General features: G+C 48.8%; 12 protein-coding genes. 3 read left to right on the forward strand and 9 right to left on the reverse strand.

The features are described 5' to 3' along the window. Positions 1-46: 46 nt before the first annotated feature. Both AC3WTF_RS16330 and alsR read right to left on the reverse strand, forming a co-directional pair. Positions 47-1,378: an arsenic transporter gene (locus AC3WTF_RS16330; RefSeq protein WP_012118610.1), complete on the reverse strand. Its 1,332-nt coding sequence runs from the start codon at positions 1,376-1,378 to the stop codon at positions 47-49. A gap of 195 nt (positions 1,379-1,573) precedes the next feature. Then, positions 1,574-2,482, reverse strand: a complete 909-nt coding sequence (alsR, locus tag AC3WTF_RS16335) for an acetoin biosynthesis transcriptional regulator AlsR (RefSeq protein WP_007407528.1) — start codon at positions 2,480-2,482, stop codon at positions 1,574-1,576. 156 nt (positions 2,483-2,638) lie between these two features. On the opposite strand from alsR, the gene alsS reads away from it, so the two are divergent. From alsS to AC3WTF_RS16350, 3 genes are all read left to right on the forward strand, one after another. After that, positions 2,639-4,351: an acetolactate synthase AlsS gene (gene alsS, locus AC3WTF_RS16340; protein WP_007407527.1), complete on the forward strand. Its 1,713-nt coding sequence runs from the start codon at positions 2,639-2,641 to the stop codon at positions 4,349-4,351. Positions 4,352-4,411: 60 nt separating this feature from the next. Further along, the gene (gene budA, locus AC3WTF_RS16345; protein ID WP_003151318.1) at positions 4,412-5,179 is read left to right on the forward strand and encodes an acetolactate decarboxylase; all 768 of its coding nucleotides are present in this window, start codon (positions 4,412-4,414) and stop codon (positions 5,177-5,179) included. 102 nt (positions 5,180-5,281) lie between these two features. Then, positions 5,282-5,806 (forward strand): NAD(P)H-dependent oxidoreductase, encoded by a 525-nt coding sequence (locus AC3WTF_RS16350; protein WP_007407526.1) that lies wholly within the window; start codon positions 5,282-5,284, stop codon positions 5,804-5,806. Between the two features lie 124 nt (positions 5,807-5,930). Here the strand turns inward: AC3WTF_RS16350 and AC3WTF_RS16355 are convergent, their stop codons facing one another. The 7 genes from AC3WTF_RS16355 to AC3WTF_RS16385 are packed head-to-tail and all read right to left on the reverse strand — an operon-like array spanning position 5,931 to position 12,181. Beyond that, positions 5,931-6,464, reverse strand: a complete 534-nt coding sequence (locus tag AC3WTF_RS16355; protein ID WP_007407525.1) for an SH3 domain-containing protein — start codon at positions 6,462-6,464, stop codon at positions 5,931-5,933. A 60-nt stretch (positions 6,465-6,524) separates the two neighbouring features. Continuing rightward, positions 6,525-7,442, reverse strand: a complete 918-nt coding sequence (rbsB, locus tag AC3WTF_RS16360; protein WP_032869513.1) for a ribose ABC transporter substrate-binding protein RbsB — start codon at positions 7,440-7,442, stop codon at positions 6,525-6,527. Between the two features lie 13 nt (positions 7,443-7,455). After that, the gene (rbsC, locus tag AC3WTF_RS16365; protein ID WP_015240722.1) at positions 7,456-8,427 is read right to left on the reverse strand and encodes a ribose ABC transporter permease RbsC; all 972 of its coding nucleotides are present in this window, start codon (positions 8,425-8,427) and stop codon (positions 7,456-7,458) included. Further along, positions 8,417-9,910 (reverse strand): sugar ABC transporter ATP-binding protein, encoded by a 1,494-nt coding sequence (locus AC3WTF_RS16370; RefSeq protein WP_032867461.1) that lies wholly within the window; start codon positions 9,908-9,910, stop codon positions 8,417-8,419. The genes rbsC and AC3WTF_RS16370 overlap by 11 nt, the downstream gene beginning before the upstream one ends. Positions 9,911-9,925: 15 nt before the next feature. Continuing rightward, positions 9,926-10,321, reverse strand: a complete 396-nt coding sequence (rbsD, locus tag AC3WTF_RS16375; protein WP_007407521.1) for a D-ribose pyranase — start codon at positions 10,319-10,321, stop codon at positions 9,926-9,928. After that, a complete protein-coding gene (gene rbsK, locus AC3WTF_RS16380) occupies positions 10,318-11,199 on the reverse strand; it encodes a ribokinase (protein ID WP_007407520.1) in 882 nt (293 codons plus the stop codon). Before rbsK ends, rbsD begins: the two co-directional genes overlap by 4 nt. Further along, positions 11,192-12,181, reverse strand: a complete 990-nt coding sequence (locus AC3WTF_RS16385; protein WP_032867463.1) for a LacI family DNA-binding transcriptional regulator — start codon at positions 12,179-12,181, stop codon at positions 11,192-11,194. Before AC3WTF_RS16385 ends, rbsK begins: the two co-directional genes overlap by 8 nt. Positions 12,182-12,186: the final 5 nt, after the last annotated feature.

Raw genomic sequence — 12,186 nt, forward strand, 5'->3', positions numbered from 1 at the left:
GATAAAACTGCCTCTCTTATACAGCAGGCAGTTTTTTTCATGGGAGCTAAAGGTAAATCCAACTGATCCAAACATATAAAACGGTAATGGTAAACACGACAGTGAGAGGGACAACGATAATGGTCGTTTTGATATATTCTGACCAAGAAACTTTTTCGCCGTGCTGTCTGATGATATGCATCCAGATCAGCGTGGCTAATGTCCCGATCGGCAGAAGCAATGATCCGATATCACTGCCGATAATATTAGCCAGATAAATGATTTTTACGGTTAATGGGTCGATGGACATTTCAGTTAAGGTCAAAGTGCTGATCATTAAGGCGGGATGGTTATTGAACAAATTAGAGAGGACGGATGTAGCAATGCCCATAATAGATGCAGCGTGGGCAATGCTTTGTGAGACATAAGGCTCAATAGACTGAACAAGCAGCGCCGTCAGTCCGATATTATGCAGTCCGTAGATGATAATGTACATCGTGAAGGCAAAAATAAAGATATGCCAAGGCGCTTTCCTTAATAAATCTGCCGGTCCGATTTTTAAATAAAACCATCTCCAGCCAAGCAGGATGACTGAACTGATGACAGCCACGAGCGAAACGGATATGCCGTTGTAAGAAGCTGCAAACAGACTGATCCGGACGAACAATACAAATGCCAAAACACAAAACATGATGTTCGTACGGCTGTTTTGGGTCGGGTCTGGCGGAGGCTGAAGCGGATGATATCGTTTGTGTTCCAGCGAGTCAAAATGAACCGGAATATCGGGGAGCTGTTTCGGCAAACGGCGGTAAAAAACGGCAAACAGCAGAAAGGCCATAAACACCAGTCCCAGCGTGCCGGGGATAAACATCATATTGGTGTACAAATAAAGGTCCATGCCTATCATTTTGAGAGAAATTAAATTGACGATATTACTGACGCCGATCGGGGTGCTTGCGGCTGTCGCAATTAATACGCCGCTTATTAAATACGGTGTTTTCTGATGTCTTTTAAGTCCGAGATATTGTAAGACCAATAGTAAAATAGGAGTGGTGATTAAGACGCTGCCGTCATTATTCAGAAAAAGCGTCATTGAAAAACAGAGCAGGTTGGTCAGCCAAAAAAGCCGAATGCCCGATCCCTTGGCGCGGTGAAGCAGTTTGGCCGCCGCCCAGTTAAAAAAACCGAAGCTTTCCAGCGCGATTGCCATAATCATTGTGGAGATAATGGTTATTGATGCTCCGGTGACTTTTGACCCTATATCCCCCAAATCATGAAAGGAAACGGTTCCGCATAACAAAACGAGAATGGCGCCCAGCGACGCCGGAACGGCTTCATTTAATCCCCCGGGTCTCCAAAATATAAAAATAATGGTCACAAAGAAAGAAATCAGGGTCAAAATGACGGTAATATGTGTAATGTGTTCTGCCTCCTTTTAGATGGGTCATTGCCGCCCCGTTATTTTTATCCCTCCTGATCAGTTGTACTGTATGTATACGGGTACAGGTCGTAAGGTGTACTGAGCGTTTCTACCAATTTAGTAAAAATCCATAAAAGCACAAAAAAAAGAGGCTGCTTTCGGCGGCCCTCTTTTTTATGCATTTTCCTTATCCGCCTGCAATAAAGCCTGGCGTTTATTCATAATATCCAGAAAATGTTTCAGAATCGGATTTTGATTATCCTTGCGGTAGGCAATGACCCATTCGGCCGTGAGCTGCACCTGATTAATGCCGCGGTAGGCGACTTCGAGATTAAACAGCTTTTTAGCAGAAGAAGGCACGAAGGTTACACCGATGCCGGCACTAACCAATCCGATCACCATTTGATACTCCGTCGCTTCCTGAACGATTTTCGGTTTGAAGCCCGCCTGCTCGCAGTAGTTTACAAACTCTAGGTATAAAGTCGGCCATGTTTCTTTCGACAGTGTGATAATCGGTTCATTTTTTAAATCCTGAATGTCGATTGTCTGTTTAGCGGTAAGCGGGTGCTGCTTCGGCAAGGCCAGAATGCACGGACTGCTCTGCACCTTTTCCATATGTAACGCGGAATGCTGTAAAGGCGGATGAAGGATGCCGATATCAATGTTCCCCTTCAGAAGTTCTTCCTGCTGTCTGAAAGAAGAAATTTCACGCAGATCAAGCTTGACGGAGGGGAATTTTTCGCGGAATTCCCGAATGATCGGCGGCAGAAATTCATATGTGGCCGAGCCGACAAAACCGACGACAAGGCGGCCGAGCTCTCCCCGCGCCGTTCTCTGCGCCATTTCAATCGCTTTGTCTATTTCTTCGATCGCGTTTCTGCTGTGTTTTAAAAAACTTTCTCCGGCAGCTGAAAGCTCTACAACCCGTTTCGTGCGCTTTAATAAGGTCACGCCGACTTCCTTCTCAAGCTGTTTGATCTGCTGGCTGAGAGGCGGCTGTGTCATATTTAACCGAAGCGCAGCTTTGCCGAAATGAAGTTCTTCGGCAACGGCAATAAAGTATTGAAGATGGCGAAGCTCCATCCTTATCCATTCCTTTCTCTTTGTTAATTATTCGTGAAACATATTAATCATACGGCGAATTGATATTGGAGGTCAATTTCCAAAGAGTGTATAGTGAATAATATCACAAATTACTTAAAATTTTATATTTAATATGCATAATAAGGAGTGAGGGTGTTGGCAAAAGCAACAAATGAACTAAAAACCTCTGGAAAAAATCGGGGGGCGGAGCTTGTTGTTGATTGCTTAGTGGAGCAAGGTGTCACACATGTTTTTGGCATTCCGGGTGCAAAAATTGATGCAGTATTTGATGCGTTAAAAGATAAAGGACCTGAACTGGTTTTATGCCGTCACGAACAGAACGCTGCATTTATGGCTGCGGCTGTCGGAAGACTGACTGGAAAACCAGGCGTTTGTCTCGTTACTTCAGGCCCGGGGGCATCCAACTTGGCGACCGGCTTGTTAACGGCTAATACAGAAGGTGATCCGGTAGTGGCGCTGGCGGGTAACGTAATTCGCGCAGACCGGTTAAAACGGACACACCAATCATTGGACAATGCGGCGCTATTTCAGCCGATTACAAAATACAGTGTAGAAGTACAGGAAACAGGGAATATACCAGAAGCGGTAACAAACGCCTTCAGGGCAGCGTCAGCAGGTCAGGCAGGCGCGGCTTTCGTGAGCTTTCCGCAGGATGTTGTGAATGAAATCACAAATGTGAAAAACGTACGCAGCGTGCCGGCGCCGAAACAAGGCCCTGCACCGGAAGAAGCGGTCAGCGCGGCTATCGCGAAAATCCAGACGGCGAAACTTCCCGTTCTGTTAGTCGGCATGAAAGGCGGAAGACCGGAGGCGGTAAAACAAATCCGCAAACTGCTTGCCAAAACAAAACTGCCTTTCGTAGAAACGTACCAAGGGGCCGGCACATTGTCCAGAGAGCTGGAAGACCAATATTTCGGCCGGATCGGACTGTTCCGCAACCAGCCGGGCGATCTTCTGCTTGAACAGGCGGATGTCGTATTAACGATCGGTTATGATCCGATTGAATACGATCCGAAGTTCTGGAACGTAAACGGTGACCGTGCTATTATCCATCTTGACGAAATCCAGGCCGATATTGATCATGCCTATCAGCCGGAATTAGAATTATTAGGCGATATCGCCGCTACGGTTAAACAAATTGAACACGACGCTGTGACATTTGATATGGGCAGCCGTGAACAAGAAGTGCTGAGCGAATTAAAACAGATGCTCACAGACAGCGAGAAGGCGCCAAGCGACCATAAATCCGACAGAGTGCATCCTCTGCAAATCGTCCAAGAACTGCGCAATGCAATTGATGACGACGTAACCGTCACTTGCGATATCGGTTCTCACGCGATCTGGATGTCCCGCTACTTCCGCGCTTATGAGCCGCTGAAACTGTTGATCAGCAACGGCATGCAGACATTGGGCGTAGCGCTTCCTTGGGCGATTGCCGCCACATTGGTGAATCCGGGTGAAAAAGTCGTATCCGTTTCAGGAGACGGAGGATTCCTGTTCTCTGCAATGGAATTGGAAACGGCAGTCCGCTTAAAAGCGCCGATCGTTCACCTTGTATGGAATGACAGCACATATGATATGGTCGCATTCCAGCAAATGAAAAAATATAACCGTACATCATGCGTAGATTTCGGAAACATTGACATCGTAAAATATGCAGAAAGCTTCGGCGCCACCGGCTTGCGCGTTGAGTCACCGGAACAGCTGGCAGACGTGCTGCAAAAAGGCTTGAACACAGAAGGCCCTGTCATCATTGACATTCCTGTCGATTACAGTGACAATGTCCATTTATCAAGCGACATGCTTCCGAAGCAATTCAAAGAAAAAATGAAAGCAAAAGCTCTCTAGCACTCTGCGCACCATGACCTGTTTTCTAAAACAGCCCAATTTAAAAGGAGTGAAGGGAATATGAAAAACGCAAGCGACATCCATATGATGAGCCGCGGAGAAAAAGGCTCACCTGAGGATCAGATCTATCAAGTCTCAACAATGACATCTCTGCTGGACGGAGTATATGACGGAGATTTTGATATGGCTGACATTCCGAAGTTCGGTGATTTCGGAATCGGCACGTTCAACAAACTGGACGGCGAATTAATCGGATTTGACGGAGAATTTTACCGTCTGCGCGGCGACGGAACGGCTACGCCTGTTAAAGGCGGAGACCTGTCACCATTCTGCTCATTCACATTTTTCACGCCTGATATGACGCATACGATCGACGGCGAAATGACCCGTGAAGAATTCGAGCAGGAAATCGCCAGCCTTCTGCCTAGTAAAAACTTATTTTATGCGATCCGTTTGGACGGCGTATTTAAAAAGGTGCAGACAAGAACGGTAGAACGCCAGGAGAAACCGTACGTTCCGATGATCGAAGCGGTAAAAACACAGCCTGTGTTCAACTTTGACGACATTCAGGGTACAATCGCCGGCTTCTGGACGCCGGGTTACGCAAACGGCATTGCTGTTTCCGGATATCACCTGCACTTCATTGATGAAGGACGCAATTCCGGCGGACACGTGTTTGACTATGTCATTAAAGATTGTAAAGTGACCATTTCTCAAAAAATGAATATGAACCTCAAGCTTCCGAATACGGCGGACTTTTTCAACGCAAATTTAGATAATCCGAATTTTGCGAAGGATATCGAAACAACCGAAGGAAGCCCGGAATAAATTAAAAAAGAAAGCCTTATTTTTCTCGGGGGCTTTCTTTTTATTTGGCTGAACCGGCAAAGATTAGGTAAAATACAGTCAAAAGGGAAAGGTGTGGTAGCTGTGAAAGTATTGGTATTAGCGGTTCATCCTGACATGGACAACTCAGCGGTCAATAAGGCGTGGACAGAAGAATTAAAAAATCATGATGAAATCACGGTCCGTGAGCTTTATAAAGAATATCCGGACGGGAAAATAGATGCGGAAAAGGAACGGCAGCTGTGTGAACAGTATGACCGGATCGTATTTCAATTCCCGCTGTACTGGTACAGTGCGCCTCCGCTTTTAAAAACATGGATGGATCATGTGCTGGCGTATGGCTGGGCTTACGGCTCCAAAGGAAAGGCGCTGCACGGCAAAGAATTGCTGCTGGCTGTTTCCGTAGGTGCCGGAGAGGATGCATATCAGGCAGGCGGGTCTAACCATTTTTCACTGAGCGAGCTCTTAAGGCCGTTTCAGGCAATGGCTAATTTTACGGGTATGACCTATTTGCCGGCTTTCGCGATGTACGGGGTTAGCAGCGCCGATGCTGCGGCTATCCGTGACAATGCCAAACGCCTGGCGGATTACATAAAGAAGCCATTTTAGAGTCGTATGCATTCATCTTCATCCGACAATATTTCCTGAGAAATATTTCGAACCTTAGACGTTTCTGACTGCTCAAGAAAGAAAAAACGGATTTCGCGCTGAATTTGCGAAATCCGTTTTGATATTATGTCAGTTTTTGCAGATCTTTTGTGCTGATATATCCCGTTGCGCCCCCGTAATCGACAAGCGCCCAGCCGAAGTCAATGCCGCCGCCGGCTGTCTTTTTCCATCCGAGGAAAGAAACGCTCGTGTTTTTAGCAAGGGAAGCTTTGACCGCTTGTTTGTCTGTATATACTTTTGTTTTTGCCGTTGTTTTTACGGTTGTTGCTTCTTTAACAATATAATGAGTAGATACAAATCCTGTTTTTCCGTTTTTATAATGTACTTTTGCCCAGTCAGCGTTCTGGAATGAAACGATCTTTAAGCTGTCGCCTAAATGAAGGGTATCAGCTCTCGGACTGGCTGCTGATGCTTTTGTTCTGACGTTCAATGCTTCCGCGGAAACGAGATAAGAGTCAAGCGGGTAGCTGTACAGATCGTCAATTTTGACCGCTTCTTGCGCGTGTGTCTCGGGAAGAGGCGTTATTCCGGCAGCTGAAGCCGCTGTTATTCCCGCTGCAAGGGTCAGAATGGATGCCGCTTTGGCTGTTTTCTTCATCTGTATCTCTCCTTTTACTTCATCCTTTCACGTTTTACCGGAAGTCTAAACATCGGCCGGTTATTTTTGTGTTTGAAGTTTCAATGGAGCGGAAATGGTTTTTTTGACTTTTTCTCCTTTGAGCACCTGCTCCGCCGCTTCGGCCGCCAGTTTTCCGATCAGCTCCGGCTGCTGGGCGACCGTGGCTGTCAGCTTTCCGTTTTTAATGGAAGAAATCGCATCTTTATTTCCGTCGAAACCGACGACCAGAATGTGTTTGCCTGAGCTGTTAATCGCTTCGAGCGCGCCGAGTGCCATTTCATCATTATGGGCGAACACGGCTTTAATATCCGGATGTCCCTGCAGCAGGTTTTCCATGACGGTCAATCCTTTTGTACGGTCAAAATCCGCCGCTTGCTTTGTTACGACATCCAGCTTTTTGTCGGCAATATGATGAAAGCCCGTTCCGCGTTCCCGTGTCGCGGATGCGCCCGGCACCCCTTGCAATTCCGCCACTTTGGCGCCTTTTCCGAGCTGATCGGCGAGGTAGTCAGCCGCCATTTCTCCTCCTTTGACATTGTCAGAGGCGACAAGCGTTTCGACTTTGCCGTGTTCGGCTGAACGATCAAGCGCAATGACGGGAATGCCGAGGGAATTTGCCGATTCGACGGCTGTTGAAATCGCTGATGAATCGGTCGGGTTGATCAGCAGCGCATCGACTCCCTGCTGGATCAAATCTTCTACGTCATTTGACTGTTTAGATGAATCATTTTGAGCATCGACAATAATGACCTGCATGCCCCGTTTTTTGGCTTCCTTTACAACGCCTTCTTTTAATGAAACGAAGAACGGATTGTTCAATGTGGAGACGGAGAGCCCGATAGTGAATTCTTTTTTATGTTTTGTGTTTGACGGTTTTGCCCATTGTGGCGGTTCAAGTGAACAGGCGGACAGCAAAAACAGTGATAATGCCGCGATCGTGATGATGGCTTTCTTCATAATGGTCCTCCTACTATGCCGATTTTTTGCGGTCCAGCAGCACCGCGATTAAAATGACGATTCCTTTGACGACGAGCTGATAAAAAGATGATACGCCGAGAAGGTTCAAGCCGTTGTTCAGCGTACCGATAATCAAAACCCCGATCAGCGTACCGATGATGCGCCCTCGACCGCCGGACAGGCTCGTTCCGCCGAGAACGACCGCTGCGATGGCGTCCAGCTCATATGATTCCCCGGCCGTCGGCTGTGCGGAATTTAAGCGTGATGTCAGAATCGCTCCCGCCAGCGCCGATAATAAACCTGTCAGAGAATAGATCATGATCTTGATGCGGGGCACTTTGATTCCCGATATCAGCGCCGCTTTCTCATTGCCGCCGATGGCGTATGTCCGGCGGCCGAACGGTGTTTTGTGCAGAAGAACCCACAGGGCCGCAAATGCAATCAGCATCGTAATGGCAGGTACGGGAATGCCGAGAAAATAACCGCGCCCGAATAATTGAAATGCGTAACTTGAACCGAGCCCCGTAATCGGATTTCCGTCCGTATAGACGAGGGTCAGTCCGCGAAAGACGGTCATTGTCGCCAAAGTGGCGATGAACGGCGCCATTTTTCCTTTTGTGATTAATAATCCGTTTATCATGCCGAGTACGGCGCCGATTACGCAGCCGATGATGACGGCTAAGATCGGATCGATGCCTGAGACCATCATACCTGCGACCAATGCGCTCGATAAGGCGAGGATGGCTCCGACAGAGAGATCAATGCCTCCCGTTAAAATGACAAACGTCATTCCGAATGCAATCAGAGCGTTAATCGCAACCTGCCGAAGAAGGTTGAGAATATTGAGGGGTTCAAGAAAACTCGGGTTTAAAACGGAAACGATCAGCACAAGAATCAGTAAGCCGAGAAACGGACCGAGTTTTTGTGTGAAGGTGTGAATGGAAAATCGCTTTTGTTCAGTTGATGTCATTGGTTCAGTTTTCATACTGCTGCCCTCCCGTGGCAAGTGTCATGATGTGTTCTTGTGTTGCGCCGGCCGCATTGATTTCTCCGCTGATGCGCCCTTCGTGGACGACGATGATTCTGTCACTCATGCCGAGAACTTCCGGCAGCTCGGAAGACACCATGATGATGGCGACTCCGCGATCGGTCAGTTCATTCATTAATGAATAGATTTCCCTTTTCGCGCCTACGTCGACGCCTCTTGTCGGTTCATCAAGGATGAGAACTTTCGGGCCGATTCCGATCCATTTGGCGATGACGACTTTTTGCTGATTTCCTCCTGATAAATGCCGGGCGGCGGTTTCCGGAGATGCGGTCTTAATGGTCAGACGCTTGATGAGCAGCTCAACGAACTCCGCCTCGCGTTTTCGGTCAATGATGCCTTTCGGAGAGAAGCTGGTCAGGTTCGGCAATGAGATATTTTCACGAATGGACGTATCCAGCAGCAGCCCTTCATCTTTGCGGTTCTCCGTAATCAGGCCGAGTCCCTTACGGATGGCATCGTACGGACCCCGAATGCCGGTTTTTCGGCCGGAAATCCAGATCTCTCCGGAATCGAGCCTGTCAATTCCGAACAGCGCCCTCATGATTTCTGTCCGTCCGGCACCCATTAAGCCGGAAACGCCGAGGATTTCTCCGGCGCTCACATGGAAACTGATCTGTGAAAAGCTTCCTTTTTTTGAGGCGTTTTTCACTTCGAGCACCTTATCGCCGAGTGACGGCGTGCGAGTCGGATACCGATCGGTCAGCTCCCGCCCGACCATTTTTTTGACCACTTCATCAAAATTAGTGTCTTTAATATGCGCCGTATCGACAGTGAGGCCGTCCCGCATAATGGTGATCCGGTCGCAAATCGAAAATATCTCTTCCATTCGGTGCGAAATATAGACGATGGATACGCCGTCCCGCTTTAACGCCGTCATCACGTCAAATAGTTTGCTGATTTCCCGTTCGGTCAGCGCCGCGGTCGGTTCGTCCATAATAATGACTTCGGCGTTTGTCATCAGCGCTTTGGCAATCTCAATCATCTGCTGCTGTCCGACGGAACATTGTCCGGCTTCCCGGTCAAGAGGAAGAGAGACTCCCAGTTTTTCAAGCTGTGATTTTGCTAGCGCTTTCATTTTCTTCGTTTCCAAAACGCCGAACGCCGTCGTCAGCTCTTTGCCGATAAAAAGGTTTTCAAGCACCGTCATGTCCGGCCATATATTCAGTTCCTGATGGATAAAGGCAATTCCGTGCTTTTCGGCTTCCTTTGGATTGGAGAAGCTCATATTTGTTCCGTTTATCGTAATGTTTCCCTTGTCGAGCCGGTAGAGCCCGGTGAGCAGATTCATTAACGTCGATTTGCCCGCTCCGTTTTCTCCCATTAAAGCGTGGATTTCTCCCGGCAGAAGCTCAAATGAGACGCCGGAGAGCACTTGGTTTTTGCCGAATGCTTTATGAATGTCTGTCATGCCGATGTGCATGTGGATCCCTTCTTTCTAGAAAATCACACCCGCCTGCAGGATGCAGTTGGCGTATGGTGTCATTTCACCCGTTCGGATGACGGCTTTTGCTTTCTGTGTGAGCCGTTTGAATTCCTCATGGGACATGTACTCGATCGTCTGCGCTGAGAAATGGCTTTCTATGAAACTTGCATTCTCAGGATTTGCGTCTTTGATCTCGGAAGCGGCGATCACCTTTTCGACTGCCATCTCCCCGGCTACCAGGCTGGTCACGTCCCGAAAGGCGGGAACGCCCGCCGTTAAGGACAAATCAATTTTAGGGACGCCGTCAGGGACGGGGAGACCCGCATCGGCGATTGCGATGAGGTCTGTATGCCCGAGATCAGCTAATACTTTGGCAATGTGGCTGTTTAACATTCCGTGTTTTTTCATGACAGCAGCTCCTCAACTTCTTTTCTGGCCGGCATGCCGCCTTGGGCGCCGAAGTGCTGCACGGACAGGGAGGCGGCGCGGTTGGCAAACAGGAGCGCTTGCTCAATGTCCCGTCCTTCCGCGAGTGCGACGGCAAGTGCCGCATTAAAGGTATCGCCGGCTCCCGTCGTGTCGACCGCTTCTGCAGGGAAGGCGGGAACAAGCCGTTCCGCGGTGCCGTCTGAGTAGCGCACGCCTTGTTTTCCTTCGGTAATGAACAGTTTGCCGGGATAGCCGGCGAGTGCTTCTTCTTTCGTCCGGTCAGGAAATAAAATGGATGCTTCATGTTCGTTCGGCGTAAGATATGCGGCATCCTCAATCGTCGATTGTTTCAGCGGCCGGGCCGGCGCGGGATTCAGGATAACCGGAATTTGCTGCGCGCGGCAGTAGCTGCACACTTCTTCAACGGTTTCTTCAGGAATCTCCTGCTGGATCAGCACGATATCAATGCCGGGAAGTTTTGCCAGCGCACTTTTGGCATAATCGGGGGAGATGTCATCGTTTGCGCCTTTTACGACGACGATGCTGTTGTCTCCTTCTGCGAGCACAATATGAGCCGTTCCGCTTTTTTTATGTGTAACCGTTTCCATATAGTCCGTATTGACACCGTTTGCCTTCAGGTTTTCAATAATCGCTTTTCCGTAGCTGTCATTGCCTGCTTTTCCTACCATATATACGTTTGCGCCCAGGCGGGAAGCGGCTACGGCCTGATTTGCGCCTTTTCCTCCGGGCACGGTTTGAAAGTCTGTGCCCAGTACGGTTTCTCCGGCTTTCGGACGCCGTTCGGATGTGACGACCAGATCCATAGAACAGCTTCCGATAACACAAATTTCACTCATGGTGATCATCCTTTCTCGTCGTTTGTCTTCGTATGTAAGTCACGGGCAGTTGAATGGCCGTCTCTTTCGGCGGCTCTTTCTTTATCAATTGCAGCAGCAGGTTTGCCGCTTGTTTTCCCATCTCATATGCAGGCTGGCGGATGGTTGAAAGAGGCGGAAACAAAAGCCTGCTTTGCGGAATATCGTCGTATCCGATGATCTGAATCTCCTCCGGAACTTTTTTGCCGAGCCGCAGCGCCTCATGGAGGACGGCAGCCGCCGCAATATCGTTGCTGGCAATGACTCCGTCGGTTTCCGGGTATACTGCAAACAATTCTTCTGCTAAAACGGCAGCATCCTTGATGGAAAATGAAGCGGCGGAGATGACATTGAACTGAACGCCCGCTTTTTGCAGCACGTTAAGTGCGCCGTTAAAACGTTCCTGAGCGGTCGGAAGGTGGGCTGGGCCTTTGACAAGCGTGATGCTTGTGCTTTTGCCGCGAAGCATTTCCTCAGCCGCCCGTTTTCCGCCTGCCCGCCCGTCACTGAATACGGATGGGGCGCCTTCTTTTGTCCGGTCCAGAAATACGACCGGGTAAAGGCTGCCGCTGTATTCGGGAAGGTCGGGGTAATGGGTGGCCGCCAAAATACCGGCAACTTGATTTTGTTTAAATGTTTGCAGGTAGTCGAGTTCTTTTTCCAATTCTTCATCGCTGTTGCCGATGATCAGCCGGTATCCTTCCCGCTGCAACTCGTCTTCAGCGCCGCGGGCAAGCTGAGGGAAAAAGGGATTCGTAATATCCGGAAGCAAGAGCCCGACCAGTCTGGATTCTCTTTTATAAAGAGAGCGGGCAACTTCATTCGGATAATAATTCAGCTTCTCCATGGCAAGCATGACCTTCGTTCGTGTATCTTCATGCACGTAGCCGTTGTCATTGAGGACACGTGAAACCGTGGCAACAGAGACGCCGGCAGCGCCTGCGACATCTTTAATCGTTGCCAACAAAC

The organism is Bacillus sp. EB106-06-01-XG163 (assembly GCF_058791615.1).